The following is a 26854-nucleotide window of genomic DNA, read 5'->3' on the forward strand; positions in this document are numbered from 1 at the left end:
TAAAAATAAGTCTCTGGCTTGCACATAAGTCAGGGAAACAGACGTTGTTCGGGAAAACCACAATGCAACAAAACCCCAACCAACATCAATAAATTCAGGAAGTTTCGTAACTTTACAAATTAGCGGCACTATTCAGATGGAATTTATTATATTCCTATACAACCAATGCATTCACGTTTTACTTCATTTTGATAACAAGAACTAAAGTTACTGTCATGCAAAAGTTATTATTTTTTATTTTATTTTTATTTCTTATAGTTAGCACCAACGCACAAGAACAGACTTCTCCTATTCTGTTTATTTACGATGCCAGTGGTTCTATGTGGGGACAAATGGATGGGAAAACAAAAAAAGAAATCGCCTCCGACGTATTAGCTTCTACGATTGGTAATTTACCCGAAAATCAAAATATCGGCTTGATTGCATATGGCCACAGAAAAAAGAGCGATTGTGATGATATAGAATTTATAGTGGATCTATCAAACAGTTCAAAAACTAAAGTTGTCAGCGCTGTAAAAGGCATTAACCCGACTGGTAAAACACCTTTGTCACGAAGTGCTTCCATGGCGATCAATTTTCTTAAAGACAACAATACCAAAGCCACCATTATATTGATCACCGATGGAATAGAATCCTGCGATGGCGATATTTGTAAAGTAGTCACAGATGCAATAGCCGAAGGCATCAATTTTAAACTGCATATTGTAGGCTTTGGATTAAAAGATGGCGAAAAAGATCAAATTAAGTGTGCTGCAAAAGAAGGCAAAGGCAACTACTACGATGCAACTGATGCGACAGGCTTAGGCGATGTGCTAACCGAAGCAACGGTTCAAACGGTAGATAAGCCTGATCCCAACTTTACAGTGTACGCCATTAAAAACAGTCAACCGGTCGATGCCTGGGTTAAATTGAAAAATATGGCTTCCAAAAAAGAAGTCATGGGCTCCAGGACATACAGGGATACAGCCAGAGTATATCTTCCTCCGGGAGACTATGAAGCAGAAATAAAACCATTGGAGCATTCTGACATCCCGGCTATCACAATTGTAGTCACCATAAAAGAGGGGGAATCCAAACATCAGGATGTAAGTTTTGATGGCGGAACCCTAGAAGTTTCCACAACAAATAATGGCGAACCATGGGATGCGATGGTTAGTATGTATGAAAAAAATACCGGCAAAGTAGCTGCCAATACTAGAACCTATGGCAAAACAAAGCAAATGGAAGTCCCTGCAGGAAAGTATAAAATAACTTACCAAGCGTTGAATATGGAGGGCATAGAAATATACACGGAGGTTGACAATGTGGAAATAAAAGGCAACGCAATAAATTCTGTATCGCATGATTTCAAAAGTGGCATTGCTATGATTGGTGTCAAATCTAAAAGTGGAGAGCTTATAGATGCTACAGTAAATTTCTTCGAAAAAACTACCGGCAAAAATGTGGCAGGTGCCAGAACCTATACATCCAAAAGCAGCAATCCGAAAAAATTTATTTTAAGTCCGGGTACATATACTGTAAAAATTGTGACGCTAGGTGCTCATAAAGGCAATTCAGATACATTTTCAATTACAGTAAAAGAAGGAGAAACTGTTGAAAAAATAATGACCTATTAATTATGGCAAATCGTATGCTTAAACCATATAGTTTTCTGTTTTATCTTCTGTCGCTTACTTTTTCTTTTTTTGTTGGCATACTGATAGCCGGCTTAGTGAACGCAGGTAAAGGGCAAATGCTCGCTGCCGGCGCAATAGTATTAAGTTATGGTGTAATAAGTGCAGGAATTGGGCTGATCCTTACATTATTCCTAGCTTACAAAACCAACAGTAAATTCATCATCACAAGCAATTTTGTTTTGTTAATTTCTATTGCTGTACTTTGGACATATTTCTATAAACAATATAGGGACAGAACAAATGAAAAAAAGCAAGATAGGCACACAATGGTACCACCTAATCAATTTGTTAGCTCGGCTGCTGAAGTAATACCTATTTATTATCTCGCAGAACAAAACCGGCCGATTGTTAATCTAATGGGATTAGGCATGTTTTCGCCTAATATGTTTGAAAACAAAGTTCTTTACTTTTATGGTAATTTGAATATGGAAAAGCCTTTGATAGAACACACTCCTACAGATAGTATAACCTTTAAAGAGGGCTCACATGGAAGTTTTGATATAGCTACTGCCCCGCCCTATTTAGTTCCTGAACACTTAAAATTGGATTATGACATCTTATACTTTAAAGTAGTTTCTGTTACAGATGATTTTCTTGAAGTAATAGTGAATACATCAACACAACATACTACTTTTGTCAACAAACGTGCAGGCACATTTAAATATTGGCCTGAGTTTTTCCTAAGTGTTAATAGTGTAGAATTTATTAATCCGGAGTATCAAGAAATTTACATCAAACCTTTAGAGCATGCAGCAACAGTTAACCTGTCTTACAGTTTTATGCGACCACTGAAAGTCCGGGAGGATTGGATGTATGTTCTGCTGTTAGATGATGATTTTAATAAAAAAGGACTTGGCTGGATCAAATGGAGAGAAGAAGGTAAATTTCTTATTAGTTACTCTCTTCTAAGCTGAATGACATGATATCATATTCCGGTGAGGTCTTCATTGTTCTGCAACTGCTGAAGTGAAAAACTTGTATTGACGATATAACAATACAAAAAGCATAATATTAAATAATTGGTTTTTAGAATACTTAGATTCAATTCATGAATGCAACTTTGTGGCTGGTCATAAACAGAAAATGTTAAAGGGGAAGGCAGTTATCAGGTTGGAGTAAAAAATGAGAAAAAAATGAAACTCTGCAAGATTTAATGGCAATTGTATTGCAATAAAAATAATTGTGCCTTTCCTTTTTAACTAAAAAAAGAATAATATTGCCCGACAAAAACTTTACTCTATAAAGGTATTAGTGGTAAATTGAAACTTTGTTCTCTGAAATCCCCCACTATAGCAACAACAAAACCAATTTTCTCCTGCCTCATGCAAATTTAATTTGCAATATGCGCTGTCATAATTAACCGCTCTTATTAATCCTTCTTCGATTGTAACTAAGCAGTTTGCGCACTATTTTTGGGACACCGCTAAGAGGCAGAAGTGCCGGTTTTTTACCTTCTGTATTTATCTACATTTCCCTAAAAAGCGGTCAGATTAAAGAAGTATCGGGTTTGCATTGCTTGGTGATTGGGTAAATATGGTTACTTTTGCAGGGAATTCAGAACCAATAAAAATACCTTAACAAGTAATTTACACACAAAACCAAATATAATGGCAACCTACGATTTAATTGTAATTGGCAGCGGCCCGGGAGGCTATGTTGCTGCAATCAGGGCAGCACAATTGGGAATGAACGTGGCAGTAGTTGAACGCGAATCTCTGGGCGGAATATGCCTTAACTGGGGATGTATCCCAACAAAAGCCTTGTTGAAAAGCGCTCAGGTATTCGAATACATCAAACATGCCGACAGTTTTGGCATCTCATTGTCCGGTGCAACTCCCGATTTCAAAAAAATGATTACCCGAAGCCGTGATGTTGCCCAAGGCATGAGTAAAGGAATTAACTTTCTGTTCAATAAGAACAAAATCACCGTGCTTTCAGGAACCGGAAAATTGGTAGCTGCCGGCAAAGTAAGCGTAACCGCTGCAGACGGAACTAAAGCCGAACATATTGCCAAAAATGTGATTCTGGCAACCGGTGCCCGTTCCCGTCAACTTTCGAATTTGCCGCAGGACGGTAAAAAAATTATCGGCTACCGCGAAGCTATGAACCTGCCCAAACAACCCGAAAGTATCCTCATAGTTGGTGCCGGTGCTATAGGCGTAGAGTTTGCCTATTTCTATAACAGCATTGGAACTAAAGTAACTTTAGTTGAATTTATGCCTCGTCTTACCCCAATCGAAGACGAAGAAGTTTCGAAAGAATTAGAACGTCAGTTCAAAAAAAGCGGAATTGAAGTACTGACCGGGACCACAGCCGATTCGGTGGATACAAAAGGCGATAAATGTGTCGTTTCATTGACCGTCAAAGGAAAAGAAAGCCGGCAGATTACCTGTGATGTGGTGCTTTCTGCCGTAGGTTTATCCACCAATATCGAAAACATAGGGCTTGAAGCGCTTGGCGTGGCCACCGACAAAGGAACGGTAACCGTGAATGAATTTTACCAAACCAACGTGAAAGGCATTTTCGCCATTGGTGATATCATCAAAGGCCCTGCACTGGCACATGTTGCCTCAGCAGAAGGAATCATTTGTGTTGAACACATCGCAGGGTTGAACCCGGAACCTTTAGACTATGGCAACCTGCCCGGCTGTACTTATTGTCAGCCCGAAATTGCCTCCGTTGGATTGACAGAGCAAAAAGCCAAAGAAGCAGGGTTTGAAATAAAAGTCGGGAAATTCCCTTTTACCGCTTCGGGAAAAGCCAAAGCAGCAGGACATAGTGAGGGTTTTGTCAAACTGATTTTTGATGCCAAATATGGTGAACTCTTAGGCGCACACATGATAGGCGCTAATGTTACAGAGATGATTGCAGAAATCGTAGCCATCCGGAAACTGGAAACCACCGGACACGAACTCATCAAAACTGTTCACCCCCACCCCACTATGTCGGAAGCAGTTATGGAAGCCGCTGCCGCTGCCTATGGCGAAGTCATCCATTTATAGCAGTTTGAAAAAAACCCGTTAAGAGGATAAAACTCCGGTGAGCAGTTATGCATCAGAATAAACCAAGTTTAGCGCAGATTTTACAAAATAAAGACAAATAACAAAGTCCAATTTAATAGCAATCCGCTATATTTGCCCGACGATATTATTTCGCCACTCTAAACCTTATAAATATTGCCTGAAGTTGCCCTGTTTTAGGGCAACTTTTTATTTTTTACGGGCGTAACACTCAGTTTTAACTAACTTTGCAGCTACCCCTCAATTACAATACAGATGAAAAACTGTTTCACTGCCCTGCTCTTTTGCATATTTGGAACATTCTTCAACTTGTTATCCGGACAGGAGTTGACTGTCGAAAAAGATAAGAGCATTACCCTGAACAGCAAGGTGGAATTTTTGAGTTTTAATCCGGATGGTACAAAAATCGGAGCCGCTCTGCACAACGGAGATATTGCTATCTGGAACTTTAACACTGCCGAACCTCCTACTATCATCACCGGTGCTCATCATGGCATCATCAACCACCTCGTCTTTAGCCCGGGCGGAAAATGGATGGCTACTGCTTCAAACGATGGTACAATAAAACTATGGGAGGCAAGTACCGGTCAGTTGGTAAAAACATGGGAAAATGCTCCGCCGAATGCTTTATTTAAAGAAGCATATTTTGTTGAATTCAGCACAGATGAACAATACGTTTACTTTGGCGGTAAAAACAAAAAAATCAGACGAGGTATTACGTCCGGTCAGAGCATAGAAACAGTTGCTGTTTTTGAAGGCAATTTTGACCTGACAATCGGGCGCATTTCAAAAGACGGCAAGTTTATGGCATTTGCTAACGGGTATGCCATATCATTTCTGAACCTTCAAACCCATGAAGTTGTCCGTACTATCGAACAAAAAATTACAGACTATATCAACGACCTTGCTTTCTCGAATGATGGTAAATATCTGGCAGCCTGGTGCGAAAAAGGGTTGATACTGATTTGGGATTATCCACATGGCAATTTTATTAAAACGATTGATGCCGGAAACAAAGGATATAGTCATCTAAGTTTTTCGGACGATAACAACCAATTGGCCAGTGGAAATCTGGGACCGGTTTTTCGGATTTGGGATGTGAAAAACGGCAGCTTTAAAGAAGTGAGCGGCCATAGCACTAAGGTAAACTCCTTTGCTTTTAACCCTGTTCATCCGGAACAATTAGCCACCGGCAGTTATGACCGCACAATCTGCCTTTGGAAAATTGGTGAAAAAGAGCCTCCTCAAACACAAATATCTCCCCCTCAGGAAGAACCGGATCAACCTCCTGTTGTTGAAGCAGATACAGTTCAAACCTTTGCCGACAGGCAAATCATATCTAAAGCTAATTTTACCGTCCAATCGCCCAATGTTTCCATCAATATATGGGACGATCGTCGGGAAGATGGCGATATAATCTCCTTATTTTTTAATGGCCAACCCGTATTGGAGGAATATACTCTGGAAAACAAGGTAAAAACAATCAAACTTGTATTAGGCATCAACCGGGTCAATACCTTGGTTTTGTTTGCCCACAATTTAGGAGAGCAGCCTCCTAATACTGCTGCCATTTCTATCAATGACGGTAAACAAACCCGGCGGATTACGCTTTCTTCAGACTTTGAAGGGTCGGAAGCCATAACCCTTGAATATAAACCCGAATAATCCTTTGAATAATTCTGCACTTTTTTATCTTAACTTTGCACCCTCACTGATTTTTAACAAGCCCAATGACTTTAGCAGAATTTAGAAAGCGCTATCAATACGATGTAACCAAAGATAAATTGGGCGAGGGTGGATTTTCAAAGGTTTATAAAGCCTACGATATGCTGTTGCAAAGGCAAGTTGCCTTAAAATTTTACTTTGGCGACATCAGTGAACGATACGGGGTCATGGAAGAACTAAAAAAAGTGATGGCCTTTAAACACCCCAACTTAGTTCGCTATTACGATGCTGTCATTTTAGATGCTCCAACGATGTTTGATGAAAATGCAAAAGCACAGATTGGAGTGATAGAATATGTTAACAGCGGAGACCTGAATGATTTTTTAAAAACTTTTCCTTCCATTGAACAGTTGGGGAAAGTCGTGAGCGGCATTTTAGAAGGGTTGGATTATTTGCACAATAAAGGAATTGTTCACCGCGACATCAAACCCCAAAACATCTTACTGCATCAGGATAATGGAGAATGGATTCCAAAAATTGCCGATTTTGGATTAGCCAAACGTCTGAATACTTTAGGCGACCAATCGTCAAAACTATTGGGAACCATGGAATATATGGCTCCTGAACAGTTCGATTCTAACAAATACGGCATCAATGGCGACATTGGAACTAATGTAGATTTATGGTCATTCGGCATTATTGTTTACGAAATGTTTACCGGAGAACTTGCATTTGGCGGGCGAAGTACCGGAGCAACACATGAGCAAGTCATGTTCAACATCATGAAAAAAGAGGTCTCGGATGAAATAGATTCCATCGAAGAACCCTACCGCACAATCGTCAGAAGATGTTTGGTTAAAAAAGCAGGACAAAGAGCGGCATCTGCCAGAGAGTTGATAGATATTTTACAAGGAAACAAGGCAGTTAAATCAGATTTGCCTCCAACGCCCTCCATAAACACACTAATGGAACGCGAACTTAATATAGCAGTTAAATGTTTGTTTTTTGCTTTAAATCTCATACTAACTCCTCTTGCCGGTCTTTTGATTTATGGATTATGGCTTAATCACCCAAAAAAGAGAGCGCAGCAATCCTTGCAAATCATAAAAAACGCTTTTGCTTTGTGGTTGATCTTATTGACCGGCTTATGTTTATATCTCTATTTCAAAAGCGAAGGAATTATTTAAAGCTAACATTTAAGGTACTTTTTTGTCAGTGGCAATTTAAAAATATTGACAGCTTAATGAAATAAGAATAGCTGTTGATAGAAGTATCAGATTGCAGACACTTTTTTTTCAATTCACTACTATTTACAGAAATCACCTAACTTTACGTTTTTATTTCTGACATTTGTTTAAACCAATCCACGTAAACTGCTTCAGTGTTATTCAGCAATCGCAGACATAAACAGCAGAAACGAAAGCAATATTAAAATGAAGTTTAGAGACAGATATAAATTTGATGCGACTAAAGATTTTATCGGAAAAGGAGGCTTTTCAAAAGTTTTTCGAGCCGAAGATACGGTGCGAAACAGGACAGTAGCCCTGAAATTCTATTCGGGTATTGCATCTGACAAATACGATATCATTAATGAAATCAACCGCATGGAAGATATTGTGCATCCCAACCTTATCAGGTATTACGATGCAGACATCATTCAATCGGTCAATGCATTGGGAGAAACCGAGCAAATTCAGGTAGGTATTATCGAATATGCCAATGCCGGCGATATTGGGACTTTTTTTAAAGAGCGAAGAAGCAAAGAAACAACCCATACCATTATAGAAGGCATATTAAAAGGGCTTCAATACCTCCATGATCACAATATCGTTCACCGCGATTTAAAACCCAAAAATATTCTGCTCTCTTCGGCAAACGAAGTAATTACCGCTAAAATAGCGGACTTCGGCATCAGCAAAAAAATAGACATTGAAGATGGAGGAGCTTCCTCTCAACTATTGGGAAGTGTTGAGTATATGGCCCCGGAGCAGTTTGCACCTGTCGTTTACGGTATAAATGGCAAAATTGACACGAACGCAGATCTTTGGTCTTTTGGCATTATCCTCTACGAACTATTTGCCGGAAAACTTCCGTTTGGCAGCAGAACCAAAGGTATTACCTACGAACAAATTTTAAACAATATTCTGTTTCAGGATTTAAGCATTGATTACGAATTAGTGCCGGAACCTTACAGGTCTATGATTAAAGTTTGTTTGCTTAAACATGCCTCCAAAAGAGCGCCAAGTGCCCAGTTTTTGCTCGACATATTGTCGGGAAAACAAACATTGCCTGAAGAAAAATCAGGAGAAAAAGCAATACAAGGAGATGGCACCAAAACAACTATTCTTCCTGTAAATCCCGATTTGAATAAAAATGTGGACAACAGCGAAGATGTGGCCAAACTTATCAATGAAAAATCTACTCAACTTTTCGAAGGGGTTAATGACATCATTAAAACTCCTGAAGAGCCCAAGCCCGATAAACGGGAACCGGTAAAGGGCAACCCAAATTTTATAAAAAACGAGATAAAAGTTGGAAAGGATTTGTTTAAACTGCATAACTACGTCGAAAGCTTTAAAATTTTAGACAAATACCGCTTCAACCCGGAATTTGATACAGAAGCCAAGTTTTTTCTCGGATTTATGTATTATAACGGAAAGTGTGGCGGCGCTCACGACCCGGTCAAAGGGCGCAAACTGATGAATGAAGCCAAGTCTGAAAACCATTCTTTGGTTTTGGAGTTAATGGTAAAGTATATTTTAGTCCGTTAAATCTTACGTCATGCGATTACAATTGATGTCCTTTTTGATAGTGTTTGCTGTTAGTGGTTTTTCATCTGTTAAAGCTCAAATGCCATACACTAAATTCTGGATTGGTTTTAGTGATAAATCTTCAACTCCTTTTTCGATTAGTCAGCCTGAAACTTTTCTTTCTGCAAAAGCCATTGAGCGACGCACGATGTACAGTATTCCTGTGGTCGCCAACGACCTGCCTGTTGATCCGGTTTATGTTCAGCAAGTAAAAGACCTTGGGGCAACTGTTCTTTACTCTTCAAAATGGATGAATGGTGTTGTAATTACCGTTCCTGATTCTGCCACCCTGCTTTCAGTTCAGGCTTTGCCTTTTGTCATTAATTCGAGAGGAGTTGCCAGGACTATGCCTAAAGGAGCAAAAATCACTCCCAAATACAACAATAGTTTTACGGCGGGTAAAAACGAAACCGAGCAAATCACGGGCAGCGATGAATATTATGGAGAAGCTTTTCACCAGTTGCACATGTTGAACGGTGATTATTTACATACCCAGGGCTATAAAGGTGAAGGTATGGTGATTGGAATCATGGATGCAGGATTTACCAATGCAAATCAAATGGAAGTGTTTGAATCGCATTTTCAAAACGGCAGAATTTTAGGACATAAAGACTTTGTTGCGGGGGGCGATAGTGTATTCAATTACAGCTCTCATGGAACCCATGTTTTCTCAATTTCCGGTGGAAACCTGCCCGGCACTTATGTCGGAGCTGCCCCTGAAGCCTCGTTTTGGCTATTTCGTACCGAAGATGCACCAACAGAAACCTCTATTGAGGAATATAACTGGGTGGCTGCTGCAGAATTTGCAGACAGTGTGGGGGTTGATGTATTGAATACTTCGTTGGGTTACAGCATATTTGACGACCCTGCCATGAACTATTCTTACGAACAAATGGATGGCAATACTGCGGTTATTTCAAAAGGAGCAGATATAGCAGCCTCAAAAGGCATGTTGGTAGTTTGCAGTGCGGGAAATCAGGGCAATAAACCCTGGCAATATATTACAGCACCGGCAGATGCTGATAGTGTGTTGACCATAGGTGCTGTAGATTCTTTAGGTCAATACTCAGGGTTTAGTTCTAAAGGTCCAAGTTCTGACGGGCAAATTAAACCCAATGTTTCTGCTCAGGGTACTAAAACAGCTTATGTCAATCCTGCAGGAATAGTCGAAAAAGGAAATGGCACATCTTATTCTTCACCTATCATTGCGGGTTTAGCTGCCTGTCTGTGGCAATCCAACCGAAGTAAAACTAATATGGAAATTATTGAAGCAATTCAACAGAGTGCAAGTCAGGCCGAATCTCCTGATTCATTGATGGGCTATGGTTTGCCGAATTTCTATACTGCCATATTAATGGTTTCTAACGATCCGGTATTACAAATGCCTCCTGACTCATCACCTATGCTTTACCCCAATCCTTTCGATAATGTTACGAACTTATTCTATTATTCTACGACTAACGAAGTAATTCAATTGGAACTTTTTAATCTAAGTGGACAACTTATCTCATCATACAAAATAGAAGTTCGTTCAGATTTGCCCTATCGAATCCGTTTTGATGACTGGAGCGAACTGCCAAAAGGAACTTACCTTTTGCATGTAAAAAACAAAGATAAACACAGCGTGTTGAAAGCTATCCGTACTAATCATTAATCATTCGATATATAGTCTAATCAGGTAGGGTTTTAAAATAACAAGAATCAAACGGTTAAAATGCAAAAAGCAGGCACATCAAAATTTGCCTGCTTTTTGCATTTTTACGAAAAGTTCGATTCAATGAGCTACATTTTACAAAAGCCTGCTAACTTTGTAGTATTGGTAATTTCGTGAAGTAATTTCAACCTTTACCAACACCTGCAATTATCCTTCAATTTGCGTTAACCCGATTCTATGAAACCGCTACTTTCCTTCCTGTTTGGCTGCTTTATACTGTTAACGTCTTCCTGTACCAAAGATTACATTTACAGGTATGAGGTTGAAGAATTATCTGCAACCAATCTCGGCGCTCAAAAAGGCAAACTCAAAACTCCGGAACAATATATTGCCATATTACACGTCAACCTTTTCAATATTCCGATGTCGAGCAATGATATGTACCGTTTATCTCAGGTATATCAGTCCATCGGAGATAAAGAAGTAGCGCAGGAACAAATACTGAGCAATTTTATGAATGACAACCATCCCGATTCCTACGCTTTTCAAAAGGGTTATCAGGTAGTTAAACCTACTGATTCGGAAATGCGAAGTAACATGAATGCCTTTATTACAGATACCTATAACCGCTTTTATTTGCGCTATCCCACTGAAGCAGAATTAGAATGGTGGACACAATACCTGAATGCCTATACTAATATCACCCCAGAAATGGTGTTCTTTTCCTTTGCTATTTCAAATGAATATCAATATTATTAACGTATAAGCATTTTGGTTTTATCCACTATCAGAATTGATTTTTGAATTAACATGTTGCACTTTTAAGTCCATAAAAAAATTGACTCCTCATGAAAAGAAGACAGTTTATTAAAACCGCTGCTTTAGCTGCTGCCGGAAGTATTGCTGCCCCCTATATTCTGCCAACCGGACGCATGTTTGCCCAAACAGGCAGTCAGTTAGCCAAGCATGTTGTGTTGGTAATGTGTGCAGGTGGGATCAGACATCAGGAGTCGATAGGTAAAAAATATTTGTTTGAAGCACAATATCCTTATACTTTCGACCCCGATTTAGTTGATTTAACAGGAAACATAATGCCTAACCTGTTTAACGGACAAGCTCCTATTGATAAGATAGTTTATGGAACAGGAGCAAACGGTCAAACTCCCATAGCACCCATACTTAGTCAGTCTATTCAATCTGCAGGAACTGTTTTTGAAGAAGCAACCGCCGGAAGCGCAAGCCATTATATTGGTCTTAGTCAAATGTTGACCGGCAACCTGTTGGCTCAACAGGGATTGAAAATGAAACCGCTTACCCCAACTATTTTTGAATATGTACGCCGGTTTATGAATCCTGAAACAGACGGCAAAGCCACTAAAGTTTGGTTTGTGGGAAACACTATCGGAAATTCCGTTCCTTTACTCAATTATGGATTAGAAGCAAAATATGGCGCTAAATTCGGAGCTAATTTTTTTGCCCCGACCACCACTTTTGGCGAGCATGGCCGCAGATTTTTGGCTGCTGCTAAAAACTACCACCCTACGGAAGACTTTGGAAGGATGTATGAAATGCGCGATTTTCTTAACAACAGTTTTATTACAACCGGAGGCGTATTAGAGAGTTTGGGCAATACCCCGGAAGAAAAGTACGACATCAAACAATTTATGAAAAAGATGTTTGAAGCCGATTTCGAAACCATCATGCAATATGTTCCCGAAAATCCGGGACAAATAGGTAATCCTGAAAACATACCCGTTATTAACCGCGATGTCAGTGCTTTGGTCTATGCTACCGAGATTTTAGATTATTTCGAACCTACAATTCTCGCACTTAATTTAGATGGGGCAGATTCTTGCCATAGCAATTTTACCTCCTATCTGCAGGCACTTCACCGGCAGGACTATGCAGTCGGTTATTTGTGGAACTTTATCAAAAATCACCCCAAGTTAGGAGGTAATACCATCATGATTGTAGCACCCGAATGTGGTCGCAATGAGCAGCCTAATGTTTTAAAGGATAACAATGACTGGTACGCCTATGACCATTCGGACTGGAACGCTGCCAGAACATGGATAACCCTGTCTGGGCCTAATGTTCCGCAAAACCTGCTCGTTCAAAGCCCCGGCATGAATGGCAATATACCCATTCCGGCAGCCCGCAATACTCAGATTCCATTGACAATTGCCGAAATTCTGGGTATCAAGCAATCTGTCATTAATGAAGGCTTTGCCGACTACCAAAGTCTTTTTGACCTAATCGGGTAAATTTTCCAAATACTTTTCCAATTGATTTTTAGGGATTTGTCTATGAAACCTTTCTACAGTTTACTATTGTGTTGCCTGCTTTTAGGTGTTATTGCTTCCTGTGATAAAGATGCAGAAGAACCTGAAAATAATCCGTTTGACAATTTAGCTCCTCCCGACACTAATCAGGTAGTTACTACTGTAGTGTTGCCCGATTCTTCCCTTGCATGGCTACATGCCAAGGTCTTCTTTCCTACTTGTGCAAATTCGGGATGCCATGATGGAACCTTTGAACCGGACTACCGAACTATTAACAGCACTTATCACACCTTAGTAAATCAACCGGCAATTAAGACAGACTTATCTGCAACCAATGCTACCATACGTGTCGTTCCTTTCAAACCGGACAGCTCAATGTTATATTTCCGGTTAACTCAAATTCTCCCTAACACAACCGGAATGATGCCTCCAAATGCCAATGATTCTGATTGGGATGAAAACCGCGAGCTATATCTTCAAAAAATTCGTACATGGATTCTAATTGGCGCACCTAATGTTACACCATAATAAAAACGGTAAATATAACCTGTCTTCATACCTGCTCCTTGTATTGATGTTAACAGTACAAGTTTTGACAACCTATGGCTGTGGTGAGGAAGAAATCAATATTAGTCTCACACCTGTGATTAGCTTTGTCGAAATAAATCCCGAACAGGTAGAGGAATACACAGAAACCGTCGAAATTGTCATAGCTTATGAAGACGGCAATGCCGATATAGGTCAGCCTGATCCGGATGTGCCTGTAGTTTTTGTTAAAGACAGCCGCCTCCAACAACCGGATGGTTACCATTTGCCTCCCGTTGCGCCTTTGGATGCACAGGTTTATGTGAAAGGACAACTCAGTATCCCCCTCAAAAATCTCTTCATACTTGGCAATACCGACACCGAACAAGTATGGTTTGAAGTATATATTACCGACCGTGCGGGCAATATCAGTAATACCATTAACACCCCTGTTATAACCGTTTACCGGTAAAATAAAAACTAAAGTCAGTAAAAAATTATCATTCAATGGGTTCTTTCAAAAAACCCCTTATATTTGCGTTTAACTGTTAATCAAATATCTACTGATTAAGAGTAAATCTTCTTTATCATCAATTGCAACTAATAGTTAAGTTCATCAATATCAAGATTAAACAATCCATTTATTATGAGTAACGTCCCAACCATTCTCATCGGCTTAGGAGGGATAGGCTGTCAGATTGTAGATCAGGTTTACAATTGGATACCTCCACACCGCAGAAATTTTGTTGCTGTCCATGCTTTTGATACAAACGTGAACGATATAGCCAAACTAAAACATCTGAACAAAGAAAATATCACGCAAACAAGCACCAACTGGACAGTTGAAGAATACCTGCGAATGACCGATGAAACGGTTAAAGATTGGTTCCCTTTTGAACAAAGCGAAATTCTCAGAAAAGCCCTTACTGACGGAGCCGGTCAGATACGTGCCGTTTCTCGGCTGGCTTACAGAGCTGCGATGGGACACAATAAACTGCATAACCTTCACAACAGTATTAACCATATTTTTCGTGAAACAGGCTCTGATGCTTCGAGCAGCGCCCGTGTTATGATTGTTACCTCGTTGGTCGGAGGAACCGGTTCTGGCATTTTCCTTCAAACAGCCATGTACATGAGAGATGTGTTGGAAATAGATTTTCAACGCAGAAACGTACTGATACGAGGGGCCTTTATTCTGCCCGATGTTTTTGTGTTGTCCAATGTGATTAAAGGGGATGAAATCGAAAACATTCGCGCCAATGCGTACGCATCTATAAAAGAACTAAATGCCATCACTCGCAATGCAAGCGGACAAAACAACGAACAACACGTTGCTATTGAGTTGGAATATAAACCCAATCAGGTTGACTCCGAAGGTAGGCTGGCTCATGTGATAACCTCCCGAAACCTGCCCTATAATTTTGGGTTTATGTTTGATTTTGAAAATACAGAGAAAAATAACCTCAAATATCTTGGAAATTATCTGAACCAAGTTGCAAGGTCCACCTACCTCGATTTGTTCAGCCCTATGAGCAATGACCGCTTTTCAAAACAAGACAATCAGATACTTTCTGTTATTGAAAAAGGGGGAATGAACCGGTATTGCGGAGCCGGCGTTTCATCACTCCAATATCCTTATGAAGACATTGTTTATTACTGCGCCCTCCGATGGAGCACGGACAGCCTATCTAATGAATGGCTCAAAATAGACGAACAATTTGATGCCGACTTCAGGCAATATGAATTAGACCTCAAAAACGGAATTTCAAGACCAAAACCTCTGTTGCGCGACCGTTACCGAGAAATCTTGAAATCCTTAGCCGAACAGGATAACCCACGTCCTTTTTATAAATTGGTTTTTCGCTCCTTACACCTGATTGATAAATTCAACGAAATCGGCCGTCCTAAAGCAGAGTTGTTTTTGGAAGCAGTCTTGAAAAGAATTGATACCACCATCAATTCCAACGACAAGTTGAAAGAAATCAAGGGGCAATGCGTTTTGGATGAAAATCGCTTAAAAGATAAAATCACCGCCAGAAACGAAGTCAACGGTTTCGAACAGGCACTCTCTTTTTACGAACAGGAGATCAGGAAATTTGTACATAATACAAAAAACCAGTTGGTCAACGAAATTACACTTCAGGACTATGATCATCCACAACGAGTTAGCGGAGATGAATATAAACTCAATACCTGGATGCTCAAACAAACTGACCCACTCCATCCGGTTGCAGTTCGACACTTATTATACCATTTAGACTATCTGTTGAACCAACAACTACAGGAAATGACTCCGGTGAATGACCGTTTGGATAAAGTTGTTGATAATTATAAAAGAATCTACGATGTTGACGAAACGGACGAATATGTTGAAACTGCCGATGACCGCATTGTAAAAGCCATGAAGCAGTCAGTTTTAGGCAAAGTATTCAACAATCAGTTTAAAGAATTTATCAATGAATATGTTGATAAATCCTTAAAGCAACTGAACAACCTCAATCATTTTTGCAAAGTGCGGCTCACTGAATTAGTGTTGAAAGAATTGCAAAAAGCTATTCAGGAAATGGAGGCAGATTGGGAAAAATATTTCAGAAACCTGCGCGATACCAGAACCAGCCTGACTAATGAACTAAACCTATTGGCAACGAAACACGAAAACTCAAGCGACCCGACTGTCAAATTCGTTTTGGCTACTCAGAAATACAAAGAACTGTTCTGGGAAAATCTGCGAATGCGAGTCAGTGCTGATGAACTTCCATCTGAAATCGCCGCCGAAATCTATAAAGGTCAATATAACCGATTTGGAAAAACCCGGCGAGGTGATTATATCAGTGAAATCAGTGTCGAAAAGGTTGAAGAAATGTACCGTACTGATGTGGTGATCTGGTGTAAAAATCAATTGCTCAAAGAAGACAGTCTCAATCTAAACTGCATTAAAGCTTTGAGAAAAGAAGCACAGTTACAAGCAACTCCGGACGATCAAATAGACCGGTACATCAAAGACCGTATCAGTATTTTAAATAACCTTGCCCGGCCCTTTGTGCCTTCCGGTACCGGTTCTACTGAAATTAATGCCTGGGGAGCACATCCTGACTCTATTAAAGAACTATCCGATGGGGCTAAAGCAGATGTTTTTGTCGGCACAGATTTAGTGAATGATGAAGCCTTTTCACCTTATGAAATTATCAGAAACCGAACGGTTTACGGGTTGATTATTGAGCAGTTTCCCAAGTTTTATTATGGGGATGACAAAGGTGCACAACCCGGTGAATATGATAAAGCCTATAAGTCGAGAATAAACAGACTTACTCAACAAGGAAATACGGTAACTCCTCATTTGGACAAAAGATGGCATTTACTGGCATACCTTTCTCCAATCGGACAAAGCCAGATAGTTGAAGATGAAAACAAAATTAATCTGACTTTAATCCGGGGATTGGCGATGGGTTATCTTCAAAATATCAACCAATATGGTAAAATTACCTGGTTGTTTTCAGATATAGGCGGCAACAGAATGATCAATATCGGAGAAACACCAACCGACCGCTATGTTCATTCACTTCGTAATGCTTTGTTGCATAACCCGATTATTGTTGACAAAACCCTGTCCCGCAGCAAAGAACAAATGCAATCTGACCGAACAGAATTTTTAGATAAAATCGAACAGCATACTTTCTATAAGAAATCAAGAAATATTTACTATGCTGCCGCTTCAAGCGAAAAAGCCATTAATATCCTCGATTTGATTTTGAGGTATCCGGACGGAAACCCTGGGGATGCTAATCTGAATATTCAGGGGGAAAAACTGCTCAAAATTTTATTAGACGAAATAAACCGGTATTTTCTTGAAGTATATGGCTCATACAGAGAAGCTATGGCGAAAGAAGCGAGAAATAATTTCATTGAATTGTTGATTACAGAATCAGACACTTATCAAAAAGCCGATAAATTAGGCATACAATTTAAACGATGGGAAAATGTAATCGAACAGGCCAAGAAGGCTTAATATTCTGTTAACACTCTGTTTTTTAAATCCCCTGTAAACCATATTATAGTTTTACAGGGGATTTTTTCTTATCCCCAATTTGTGAATGGAAGTAAAATTGTCTTGAAACAAACAACTGTCGTTTGACAATTTCATACTTATCAGAACCAAAATCAACGAAGATTTGCAATTCCTTCTATTGCCATTATCGAGATTTGAGTCCTTTCAGCAAGGGAAATGGCTTAAAAAACCAAATTATACGGCATAAAAACAATAACTTTGCAGGCTGTTATCGTTGATTTGATTTAAAAACATTCCGAACCATGCGTTCCATTTTATATTACCTCTGTTTGATTTTACTAATTCCGGTTTTAAGTTATGCGCAACCTGTACCGGATGTCGGGGTATCAGGTGTTGTGAAACCCAAAAATAAGACGGTAAAACCTGCAAAAATAAAATACCAATATCATCAGGGCACCGCCATACTCAAAAGCGGACTTATCATTCACGGTAAATTTAAATATACTCAGCCCGGTTCTGTTGAAGTGCCTCTTTTTACCTTTGTCGAAAACGGCACTAAAACCAAGAAAACGGTTGCTTTATCCATGCTCGAAAAGTTAACTTTGGAAGGTGCAGAAAAAGGCATTACCTCCAGAGTTGATTCCACTGAGTTTATTTGGATTGACAAATATCGCGACTTATACCGAAAGGTCAGAACGGGTAATATTGAACTATACGACAATTCAAGAGTGGTCAATGAAAAGTATGAATATCTGACGGATTATATTTTTATAGCCGGAAAAAAGGAGTTAGGATATAAATTAGTCCGCAAATTATCGGATATGGAAACCCTAATGGCCGACAGACCCTATTTTATGGAGTCCGCCAAAAACACCAACCGGTACGAAACACAGGATTTTAGAGTTATCGTTTATTTGGTGGACTTGTATAACGATCCAGACCCGATGCGCGCCCTTAAATGGGACGAAATGACCATTGTAATGAAAAACCGCCAATTAATATCCGGCAAAGGGTATTTACAACCCTTAGACCTGAGAAATGAATACATTGAATCCACTTCTGCTTATGTGCATTTCCACGATGGTATTGATTTCAGATTATTGAGCAGCAGCAATATAAAGGATATAATTATCAATGGTGAAACCCTGATCGGTGGAGTATATGCTATTTCTAATAAATATTTTTACGGCAAAAAATGGATTCATCAGGGCGCAGAATACGCCGTTGTCCAAAGATTAGTCAATACCAATAATTATTTTTTCAAAAGCCGGTCAATTGCAGAAGGTATCGTGATTCTGGCAAAAATGGGGGAGAACTATATTAAACCTGCAGATGAAGCAGAATTGCGCAAAGCCTATATAGAATATCTTCGCAACAGCAGCGCTTCTCAATAATTGAGTTGGGTTAGTTAAAAACACCGGGATGTTTTTTCAAAACAAAAGACATCTGTTGTTTTGAAAAATTTTGATGCCTTTGGTTGTCGGTTACTATAATTTGGAAATCAGGATAATGAACAACCCCTACCCTGTTAAATGGCGGCTCGCTCAGTTTCTCGAACTCTTATGGTGGAAAAAATACCTGTCCGACAAACCTGAATCTGATTATCTGAATTGGAAACGAGAATACTGGAAAAATTTTCTCAACTGTATTTCGGATGTCCTCCCTATTCATAATTACTCAAACATTCTGGATGCCGGTTGCGGACCTGCAGGTATCTTTACCATACTTGCAAACCATCAGGTTACTGCCATTGACCCATTATTAGATAAATATCAGCACGGAATTGCGCACTTTAACCCCTTAAATTATCCACAGGTTTCTTTCTTTTCAATTCCAATAGAACAACTCCAAGCAAAAAACGAATATGACATTGTGTTTTGTCTCAACGCAATCAACCATGTTGCCGATATTCAAAAGGCAATGTACAGGCTTGCAGATTCGGTTAAGACTGGCGGTTATTTGGTATTAAGTATAGATGCCCACCGGTATAATTTTCTCAAATATTTGTTTCGTTTGTTTCCCGGCGATGTTCTTCATCCGCATCAACATAATTTGAGCGGATATTTACAAATGATCGGACAATATCCATTTACCATTCTCAAAACCCACTGCCTCAAGCAATCACTTATCTTTAATTATTGGGTTATTGTAGCACAAAAAACCGGACATTCGCTATGATTAAACAAATTACCAGCCTGTCAAACCCCTTAATCAAACAAGTACTTTCGCTCGAAACTGCCCGTGAGCGAGATAAAACCGGACTTTTTGCAGTTGAGGGGCTTCGCGAAATTAATCTGGCACAACAAGCAAACTATTTTATTCAAACCTTGATTTACTGCCCGGAATATACCGGACATGAACACCTTCGGCAAATTCTGTCTCAGTCAAAAAATTTAGAATTTGTTGAAGTAACTAAGGACGTTTTTGAAAAAATAGCCTATCGCAAATATGTGCCCAATGCCATAGCGCTTTGTCATAGCCGCCCTCTTTTGCTGCAAAACCTGACTTTAAGCGCAAATCCATTGATGGTAGTTGTAGAAGCCGTTGAAAAACCCGGTAATCTTGGTGCAATACTCCGAACTGCTGACGCAGCAGGTGTTGATGCTTTAGTGCTTTGTCATCCCCAAACTGATGTATTTAACCCCAATGTCATTCGCTCAAGTTTAGGTGCTGTTTTTACCTGTCCTGTTGCTGTTTGTACGACCGATGAAGCCATTTCGTTTTTCCGTACCAATAGCTTGCCCATAATTGCCGCAGCCATTACGCCCTCAGCCAAACCATATCATGAACAAAGGTTAGATATGCCTTGCGCCATTGCCTTCGGTTCGGAGGCTGAAGGACTTTCAAAAGAATGGCTGGAAACCTCCGACCATCATGCCATTATCCCAATGTATGGACATGTAAACTCCCTCAATGTTTCTGTTTCGGCTGCTGTCTTTATCTATGAAGCCATCAGGCAGAGGGTCGAAATGAAAAAAATTTCAAGCCGTCTGTTATCTTTTGGCCATTAGGAAAATATACAGGATTGCAAATAACTTTAAGTTGACCTGATTAGTGTTTTACCACAACTTGTGAAGAAAGAAACAGCTTTCCTTGCAGCCTGACGACATAATTTCCGGATGGAAGTGATTGCATACAAACAAGTCCACCACCTTGTTTCATCTTTTGGCGGTGCATCAGGTTTCCTTTGAAGTCAAATATCAAGCAATCCAGAATTTCATTTTCCGAATGAGAGATTTGTATTAACTCTGTGGTAGGATTAGGACAAATTTCAAACAACCCGGGAGTGCTTAATGTGGAAGTGGCGGTGTTAGGATTAGTTGAAATAATATTGTCAATGCAAAAGTAGGTTGGAGTATTGATGCCAAACTGCCCGACATCGCTTGATGTCAATGTAAAAGTTAAACTATCTACCGCTCCCAAAGATGACAACCCGACCCAAGTCCATTCATCTATGATATAATCCTGACTATTATTTGAATAGCGATAATCTGCAAGGTAAAAGTTTACACTATCTGAAGACAGGTTACCATTAAAATAGGCTTTAATAGTAAGAAGAAAATAGTCCGGATCATTACCGGTAATTCCTCCAAATTTTTTGGAAATAGCATCACCATCCAACATGCTTAAATAAGCATACGTGCTATTGGTGATATACAGCCCCGAAACAGGTTGACCTGCTGCATCTCCCTGTAGAATGATGTTATTATTTCCATAGGCATAAGTTACTGCATAATGCGCAGAGCCGTCGAATCCACCTCCGGCAATAGCGCTGTATTGGTTTAAAAAACCCGGCGTGGTTATATCTGTAGTATTAGATATTGCCCAGCCCGACCAAGTCATCCATTCCTGAGTATAATTGTTAGGCAGAAAAATATCGCCGCTTGAAAACCCTCCACTGCCATCCTCGCCATTTAGAAAAGATTCGGGCAGCAGATTATATTCTTCAAAATCCGCTACAGTCTGTGCGTTTAAAAAGCCAATAAAAAGCATCAAAAGACACGTAAATGAGAGTTTCATCAATTATTTGTTTTGTGTGAAAAAAAAGTGGATACCCGTTTCAAAATGAATGCCGGGCATCGGGCGGCGCTCGATTACCAGATAATCAGCATCCCAGATATTGTTGATGTTCAGATAAATTATTCCTTTGTATTGCTTAAAAATATACGTGTATTGACCTCGGACATTGCCGGTTTGAAATGAATTTAATGGGTCGTTAATGCCTTCGGCTTTGCCTGTAAAATGGTGTTGATAACCTAAATAGAGTTGATTCCACTCAATTGAAAAAGAACCAGATGCCTGATGAACAGGCGTATAAATCAATTGGTCGCCAACTGCCATTTGTGGGTTATTCAATGCCACCTGGTTTGTGGAACGGATATAATCATAGCCTCCCCGCCATTGAAAGGTTAAATTTTTGAACCGGTAGCTGACTGAGAGGCGGGGTTCCAGTCCCCTGCTCCAAACTTTGGTCATATTATTAGCCGACCAAAAAGTTTGCCCCTGCTTTAAACTCCATAATATCCAATTGTCAATATTTCTGTTAAAAGCTGTCAGGGAAACCTCGAATTGAAAGTTGTTCTTTTTTGATTCGTGTAATAAAGTCAACTCCTGACTCCATCCTGATTCGGGCAACAAATCAGGATTTCCGCCCGGAATCCAAAAGCGGTCGTTAAGGGTGGGGAGACGATAATTGCGGCTGATTTTCCCTTTTAAAGTCAACATTGGGATTAGATACCAATCAACCCTAAAAGCAGGAACGATGGGCACCAATTGTTCATCCACCAATTCTTGCCGCAAACTTACTTGAGATTGCCATTTTTCCCCCTTATACTTCCACGAGCCGAATAATGCAGTTTTGTATTCTACGGGAATGGTTTCTTTATAACCTGCCGACCAGGCACGGGTATGAGCGTTAAATATTCCGGCTAACATTTCATGTTTATTCCAGAACCATTGTCCGGTTATTTCAGCCAAAAAAGTGCGGAACCGGTTTCGGGATTCCAATAATATCTGGTCATCAAAATAGTTGAGATGCTCCTTAAAAAAAGCCGTTTTTACATTCCAGATCCCTTTGTTCCCGATGTGTTTATATTCCACAAGCAGGCGGGTAGTCAAGTCATCCTGATGGGCTTCGCTGCGGTTTTGAACATTGGTAGGGGGGATTTGCCTGTCGGATTGTTGCCACCATAAATGCAAGGTCAACTGGTTTCGGTCATTCATCTTCCAATATAAATCCTGACCCAGAAATTGTTGAGATAATCGGGCATTAGTTTGTTTGCGTTCAGGTATGCCATTGGCTAAAAAGTAGTAAAAATCGTTTTTGGCTTGTTGGTGGGAAAACTTAGTAACACTTTGGAGTTTCTGATTGCCCAGACCTAATTTTAACTGTTGCTGAAACTGCCCGAAACTGCCGGACTCTGTACTGCTTTTTAGGCTTACTTTTTGTGAAAAATCGGCTTCGTTATCCATATTGACGACTCCACCGATGGCTCCGCTACCCCACATTGCCGTATTCCCGCCCGGGTTAAAGTTGATGGTTTCAACTGCATTTACCGGCAATAATGCTAAATCCAATAGACCCAGCATCGGACTTTGAATGGGTAGCCCGTTCCAAAGTACCAACGTATGTCCTGCGCTTCCGCCCCGAACCGAAGAGGTCGCTAAGCTTCCTTGTCCGTAACTCTTAATATATGTTCCGGCTTCGGTGTTTAATAATTCTGCGAGATTACCGGCAGGTAATTTTTCCAGTTGTGCAATATGCCATTCTTTGTTGATACCGCCTGCTACCGACTGACGAATTTTTGAGGAAGTAATGTGCGTTGTGGGAAGAATATAGGATGAGTCCTGCCCTGTTGATTGAGCATAGACCTTTATCGCTTGCCCCGACAGGGAATATAACAGAATAATTGCTAAACGAAAACTTAATCTCATTTTGGTCATCTTTTCTTTTTAAAAGCAATGTGACCAAAACAATTCCAAAGACTAAGTTACCGCGTAAGACGACACTCCTTGTTGCTTGTTCAGACAGTTGCTTTTAATGCGAAAGCAAATGGCTTACTGCTAAGGAAGGTAATCTGGCTTATGGCTTTAAACAGCCATTTACAGTTGCGCAACAGCTCACGAATTGAACGTGATTCCCCTTTATTCAAACAGAAATTATACGTCTGTTAGCCTTAGAGCAAGATTTAAGTCTCAAATCTACTGATTAAATTTATTAAAGCAATACATGCTACAAAAATATATACCCCAGAAAGATTTTCTTGCTATATAATTGGTATTTTTGTTAAGCAAACCTCCTTTTATTATTTAATTTAAATACTATGAAAAAGTTTAAACTTTTAGGTATCCTGGTTTTACTTTGCGGAGTAAATTGGTTGGTTGTTGTTGCCCAAACACCACAACTCATCAACTATCAGGCTGTAGCCCGTAATTCTTCGGGATTGGTTTTAGCTAATCAAAACATTGCAGTCCGACTTTCTATCCATCAAACCACCCCTGCGGGAACGGTGCAGTATCAGGAAACGCATAATCTTACCACCACTTCGTTAGGTTTATTCAACCTCCAGATTGGAGCCGGAACAGCCAACACCGGCACCTTTGCCAGCATCACCTGGACAGACGGACAGCCTAAATTTTTACAAGTAGAACTCGATCCCGATGGCCCGGGAGCACAACCTTTTACCAATACAGGCACCCAGGAATTGGTTAGCGTTCCTTATGCTTTTTACAGCCAAAATACCAGACTTGTCAGGACAAATAACGACAACCTTGCCATTGGATTAACAAATTATAGTCTTTCAGGGGCAGGCAATATTGTTTCAGGCACTAATGTTCTCAACAGTAATACCACCGGTAACAATAACTCAGTTCATGGAAGAAATGCGCTATTTTCAAACACTACAGGGAATTCTAATGTAGCGGTTGGTGTAAATGCTTTGTATAATAATACCACCCGAAGCAACTTAGTAGCTATTGGTGATAGTGCTTTGTATAAAAACGGGACAGGTGCTTCACTTTCTTATCATGCCACACAAAACACTGCGACAGGAAGTAAAGCATTGTTTAACAATACTACAGGAGATGGAAATTCGGCGAATGGAAGCTATGCACTTTATTCAAATACAGTCGGGTACTTAAATACAGCAATTGGCAGCAATGCACTCTATTACAATACAGATGGATATTCTAATACGGCTATCGGAACTTATGCCCTTTACGATAATACCACCGGAGGCAATAACACTGCTGAAGGCAGCTATACCCTATCTTCCAATACAACCGGAAGCAATAATACAGCTAACGGGAGTTATGCCCTCAACAAAAACACCTCCGGCAACAACAACCTGGCTATGGGAAATTATGCCCTCTACTTCAATACGACTGGAAATGCTAATGTGGCAATTGGTGCCCGTGCTTTGTACACCAATACCACCCGTAGCAACCTCGTAGCCATAGGCGACAGTGCTTTGTATAAAAACGGCACCGGGACTACCTTTCTTAGTCAAGCCACAGATAACACTGCTATTGGAAGTAAATCATTGTTTAACAATACTACAGGCTACAGTAATACGGCAACAGGAAGAAGATCGCTGTATTCCAACACGATCGGAGATAACAATACTGCCATTGGTATAAACTCGCTCTACTTCAATACAGATGGCTATAGCAATACAGCTATAGGAGGACACGCTCTCTACTCCAACTCCTCCGGAACTAACAATACAGCCACAGGAAGATATGCGCTATATTCCAATTCCAGTGGAGATTACAATACAGCAAATGGTAATAATGCGATTTATTCCAACACTACCGGAAACAACAATACGGCTATTGGAAACTCTTCCCTATATTCGAATACTACAGGTAATAATAACACTGCCATTGGATTATATACGCTCTATTATAACAACACAGGGATTAGAAATACGGCGAATGGTTCTAATGCCCTCTTCTCAAACACCACCGGCAGCGGTAATGTAGCAATTGGTGCTTATACTTTGTTTAATAATACTTCAAGAAATTTTCTGGTAGCTATAGGCGACAGTGCTTTGTATAACAATGGGATAGGTGTTTCACTTTCAATCCATGCCATACAAAACTCTGCGTTAGGCAGTAAGGCATTATTAAACAACACAACAGGGTCTTACAATACTGCTATTGGATTCAACACCCTATATTACAATACTACCGGAAGCAACAATATTGCCCAGGGTGGCCATGCCCTCTATTCCAACACGACAGGTGAACTAAATACTGCTATTGGATTTAACTCCCTTTATTCCAACACAACAGGAGGTAGAAATACGGCTAATGGAAGTAGTGCGCTTTATTCCAACACCACAGGTAGTTATAATACAGCTATCGGACGTTGGGCATTGTATGAAAATACGATTTCCGGCAATAATACTGCAATTGGTTTTTCAGCAGGCGATTACAGCGACAATGTATCAAACTGCACCATGATTGGTTATGAAGCAGGTTTGTCTGCAAATAATATTACCAACAGCATTGCCTTAGGCTACAATGCTCCGATCACCGCCAACAATCAGGTCAATATCGGGAATACGACAATTACTTCAATTAAAGGGCAGGTCAGCTTTACCACCTACTCCGATCAACGCTACAAAACCAATGTTCAAACCAATGTAAGCGGACTGGATTTTATACTTAAACTTCGCCCCGTTACTTACCAAATCAATGCCACGGGGTTAGACCGTTTTTTGCATAGCGGATATACCCCCCGCGAAAAAAAAGACGAACAAGCTGAACTAATAAACCAACAGGCACTGGCACAAAAAGCATCCATCACCTATACCGGCTTTCTTGCTCAGGAAGTAGAGCAGGCCGCCCAAGCCGTAGGGTTTGAGTTTAGCGGAGTGGACAAACCCCAAAATGAACGCGACCTGTATGGACTGCGCTATGCCGAGTTTGTAGTGCCCTTGGTAAAAGCCGTACAGGAACAGCAGGTAATGATTGAAACCCAAAGCAAAACCATTGAACAACTCCAACAAAAGGCTGAAGTAGTAGATGCATTAAAAGCCGAGTTGCAACAAATCAAATCCTTGTTGTTGAAAAAATAGAATAAAGTGCTTGATTGATTTGCTGAATAAGCAATTCATATAATATCTGGTGGTATAAATTTATTTGATAAGCTTGCTTGTTATCTAATAAAAATGCTAACTTGCAAAACAAATTTATTTTTTAACCACAACA

At 40.0% G+C, this 26854-nt stretch carries 18 protein-coding genes and 1 riboswitch; of the genes, 16 read left to right on the top strand and 2 right to left on the bottom strand.

Annotated elements, in window-relative coordinates:
- Positions 1–215 precede the first annotated feature (215 nt).
- The 15 genes from IPM47_19115 to IPM47_19185 all read left to right on the top strand — a co-directional run bounded on the left by IPM47_19115 (position 216) and on the right by IPM47_19185 (position 20649).
- Positions 216–1616 (top strand): VWA domain-containing protein, encoded by a 1401-nt coding sequence (locus IPM47_19115; protein ID QQS28923.1) that lies wholly within the window; start codon positions 216–218, stop codon positions 1614–1616.
- 2 nt (positions 1617–1618) lie between these two features.
- Positions 1619–2590 carry a hypothetical protein gene (locus IPM47_19120; protein QQS28924.1) on the top strand — a complete coding sequence of 324 codons (972 nt, stop codon included), beginning with the start codon at positions 1619–1621 and terminating at the stop codon, positions 2588–2590.
- A gap of 693 nt (positions 2591–3283) precedes the next feature.
- Entirely contained in the window at positions 3284–4678 is a 1395-nt protein-coding gene (gene lpdA, locus IPM47_19125; GenBank protein ID QQS28925.1) for a dihydrolipoyl dehydrogenase, read from the top strand.
- Positions 4679–4951: 273 nt separating this feature from the next.
- Positions 4952–6361 (top strand): hypothetical protein, encoded by a 1410-nt coding sequence (locus IPM47_19130; protein QQS28926.1) that lies wholly within the window; start codon positions 4952–4954, stop codon positions 6359–6361.
- A gap of 65 nt (positions 6362–6426) precedes the next feature.
- Positions 6427–7548, top strand: a complete 1122-nt coding sequence (locus tag IPM47_19135) for a serine/threonine protein kinase (GenBank protein QQS28927.1) — start codon at positions 6427–6429, stop codon at positions 7546–7548.
- A gap of 246 nt (positions 7549–7794) precedes the next feature.
- A complete protein-coding gene (locus IPM47_19140; protein ID QQS28928.1) occupies positions 7795–9132 on the top strand; it encodes a serine/threonine-protein kinase in 1338 nt (445 codons plus the stop codon).
- A gap of 10 nt (positions 9133–9142) precedes the next feature.
- Positions 9143–10825: a S8 family serine peptidase gene (locus tag IPM47_19145; GenBank protein QQS28929.1), complete on the top strand. Its 1683-nt coding sequence runs from the start codon at positions 9143–9145 to the stop codon at positions 10823–10825.
- Positions 10826–11062: 237 nt separating this feature from the next.
- The gene (locus IPM47_19150; protein QQS28930.1) at positions 11063–11584 is read left to right on the top strand and encodes a hypothetical protein; all 522 of its coding nucleotides are present in this window, start codon (positions 11063–11065) and stop codon (positions 11582–11584) included.
- 89 nt (positions 11585–11673) lie between these two features.
- Positions 11674–13089, top strand: a complete 1416-nt coding sequence (locus tag IPM47_19155; GenBank protein ID QQS28931.1) for a hypothetical protein — start codon at positions 11674–11676, stop codon at positions 13087–13089.
- 42 nt (positions 13090–13131) lie between these two features.
- Entirely contained in the window at positions 13132–13635 is a 504-nt protein-coding gene (locus tag IPM47_19160; GenBank protein QQS28932.1) for a hypothetical protein, read from the top strand.
- A 46-nt stretch (positions 13636–13681) separates the two neighbouring features.
- Entirely contained in the window at positions 13682–14104 is a 423-nt protein-coding gene (locus IPM47_19165; protein ID QQS28933.1) for a hypothetical protein, read from the top strand.
- 174 nt (positions 14105–14278) lie between these two features.
- Positions 14279–17638 carry a hypothetical protein gene (locus IPM47_19170; protein QQS28934.1) on the top strand — a complete coding sequence of 1120 codons (3360 nt, stop codon included), beginning with the start codon at positions 14279–14281 and terminating at the stop codon, positions 17636–17638.
- A 302-nt stretch (positions 17639–17940) separates the two neighbouring features.
- A complete protein-coding gene (locus IPM47_19175) occupies positions 17941–19032 on the top strand; it encodes a hypothetical protein (GenBank protein QQS28935.1) in 1092 nt (363 codons plus the stop codon).
- 115 nt (positions 19033–19147) lie between these two features.
- Positions 19148–19816 carry a class I SAM-dependent methyltransferase gene (locus IPM47_19180; protein QQS28936.1) on the top strand — a complete coding sequence of 223 codons (669 nt, stop codon included), beginning with the start codon at positions 19148–19150 and terminating at the stop codon, positions 19814–19816.
- Positions 19813–20649: an RNA methyltransferase gene (locus IPM47_19185; GenBank protein ID QQS28937.1), complete on the top strand. Its 837-nt coding sequence runs from the start codon at positions 19813–19815 to the stop codon at positions 20647–20649. The genes IPM47_19180 and IPM47_19185 overlap by 4 nt, the downstream gene beginning before the upstream one ends.
- A gap of 40 nt (positions 20650–20689) precedes the next feature.
- Here IPM47_19185 and IPM47_19190 read toward each other — a convergent pair whose 3' ends face one another.
- Complete coding sequence (locus IPM47_19190) at positions 20690–21658, bottom strand: DUF4465 domain-containing protein (GenBank protein QQS28938.1); 969 nt, start codon at positions 21656–21658, stop codon at positions 20690–20692.
- A gap of 3 nt (positions 21659–21661) precedes the next feature.
- Complete coding sequence (locus tag IPM47_19195; protein QQS28939.1) at positions 21662–23572, bottom strand: TonB-dependent receptor; 1911 nt, start codon at positions 23570–23572, stop codon at positions 21662–21664.
- A gap of 115 nt (positions 23573–23687) precedes the next feature.
- Positions 23688–23832, bottom strand: a riboswitch (cobalamin riboswitch).
- Positions 23833–23961: 129 nt separating this feature from the next.
- Between IPM47_19195 and IPM47_19200 the strand changes: the two genes are divergently transcribed.
- Positions 23962–26721 (top strand): tail fiber domain-containing protein, encoded by a 2760-nt coding sequence (locus IPM47_19200; protein QQS28940.1) that lies wholly within the window; start codon positions 23962–23964, stop codon positions 26719–26721.
- The last annotated feature ends 133 nt before the right edge of the window (positions 26722–26854 follow it).

Source organism: Sphingobacteriales bacterium, from assembly GCA_016700115.1.
Taxonomy (GTDB): Bacteria; Bacteroidota; Bacteroidia; order Chitinophagales; family UBA2359; genus UBA2359.

Bases quoted from the DNA above. Each gene is read 5' to 3' on its own strand.
- IPM47_19145 (QQS28929.1), top strand. From the start codon at position 9,143: ATGCGATTACAATTGATGTCCTTTTTGATAGTGTTTGCTGTTAGTGGT.
- IPM47_19200 (QQS28940.1), top strand. From the start codon at position 23,962: ATGAAAAAGTTTAAACTTTTAGGTATCCTGGTTTTACTTTGCGGAGTA.
- IPM47_19150 (QQS28930.1), top strand. From the start codon at position 11,063: ATGAAACCGCTACTTTCCTTCCTGTTTGGCTGCTTTATACTGTTAACG.
- IPM47_19185 (QQS28937.1), top strand. From the start codon at position 19,813: ATGATTAAACAAATTACCAGCCTGTCAAACCCCTTAATCAAACAAGTA.
- IPM47_19120 (QQS28924.1), top strand. From the start codon at position 1,619: ATGGCAAATCGTATGCTTAAACCATATAGTTTTCTGTTTTATCTTCTG.
- IPM47_19170 (QQS28934.1), top strand. From the start codon at position 14,279: ATGAGTAACGTCCCAACCATTCTCATCGGCTTAGGAGGGATAGGCTGT.
- IPM47_19115 (QQS28923.1), top strand. From the start codon at position 216: ATGCAAAAGTTATTATTTTTTATTTTATTTTTATTTCTTATAGTTAGC.
- IPM47_19130 (QQS28926.1), top strand. From the start codon at position 4,952: ATGAAAAACTGTTTCACTGCCCTGCTCTTTTGCATATTTGGAACATTC.
- IPM47_19190 (QQS28938.1), bottom strand. From the start codon at position 21,658: ATGAAACTCTCATTTACGTGTCTTTTGATGCTTTTTATTGGCTTTTTA.
- IPM47_19140 (QQS28928.1), top strand. From the start codon at position 7,795: ATGAAGTTTAGAGACAGATATAAATTTGATGCGACTAAAGATTTTATC.
- IPM47_19180 (QQS28936.1), top strand. From the start codon at position 19,148: ATGAACAACCCCTACCCTGTTAAATGGCGGCTCGCTCAGTTTCTCGAA.
- IPM47_19155 (QQS28931.1), top strand. From the start codon at position 11,674: ATGAAAAGAAGACAGTTTATTAAAACCGCTGCTTTAGCTGCTGCCGGA.
- IPM47_19175 (QQS28935.1), top strand. From the start codon at position 17,941: ATGCGTTCCATTTTATATTACCTCTGTTTGATTTTACTAATTCCGGTT.
- IPM47_19135 (QQS28927.1), top strand. From the start codon at position 6,427: ATGACTTTAGCAGAATTTAGAAAGCGCTATCAATACGATGTAACCAAA.
- IPM47_19195 (QQS28939.1), bottom strand. From the start codon at position 23,572: ATGAGATTAAGTTTTCGTTTAGCAATTATTCTGTTATATTCCCTGTCG.
- IPM47_19160 (QQS28932.1), top strand. From the start codon at position 13,132: ATGAAACCTTTCTACAGTTTACTATTGTGTTGCCTGCTTTTAGGTGTT.
- IPM47_19165 (QQS28933.1), top strand. From the start codon at position 13,682: ATGTTAACAGTACAAGTTTTGACAACCTATGGCTGTGGTGAGGAAGAA.
- lpdA (QQS28925.1), top strand. From the start codon at position 3,284: ATGGCAACCTACGATTTAATTGTAATTGGCAGCGGCCCGGGAGGCTAT.